Genomic DNA, 540 nt, shown 5'->3' on the forward strand with positions numbered 1-540 from the left:
TGCCACCACCTTATCGGCTTCTGCCATTACTACTGGCTCAACCATCACAGCAAGCGCTAATAACCTGACCTTGACTACGGATGCGATTAGTATCGGTGGCAATCTCACTGGTACAGGTGCACTCGTAATTCAGCCTAAGACCAATGGCACCACCATCGGGGTTGGTAGCTCGATTACTGCTACCTCTTGTGGTGGGGCAGTGTGTGCTCTGGCCATTGACGATACCGAGTGGTCTTACTTCCCAGGAACCTTCTCCTCAATCACCATTGGTAGTACCAGTGGTACTGGAGCAATCGCAGTAAATACCGCTTACACCTTTACGGATCCACTCACGATCCGTAGCAACACTGGAACGATTACCGCCACTAGCGCTCTTAATACCGTTGCCAATAACTTAACGATCAGTAGTGGCGGGGCAGTAACTGTTACTACTATTACCTCAGGTAACTTAGCCATCACAGGCACCGGCATCACCTTAAATGGGGATATCACCACCAGTGGTACCCAGAGCTATACCGGGGCAGTGACCTTGGGGAATTC

Annotated in this window: 1 pseudogene; it reads left to right on the forward strand. The window is 50.7% G+C overall.

The annotated features are described in order from the left end of the window. A pseudogene (locus ICN29_RS10640) lies at positions 1 to 540 on the forward strand (hypothetical protein); the annotation flags it as partial.

This window comes from Polynucleobacter nymphae (genome assembly GCF_018882155.1).
GTDB classification, from domain to species: domain Bacteria; phylum Pseudomonadota; class Gammaproteobacteria; order Burkholderiales; family Burkholderiaceae; genus Polynucleobacter; species Polynucleobacter nymphae.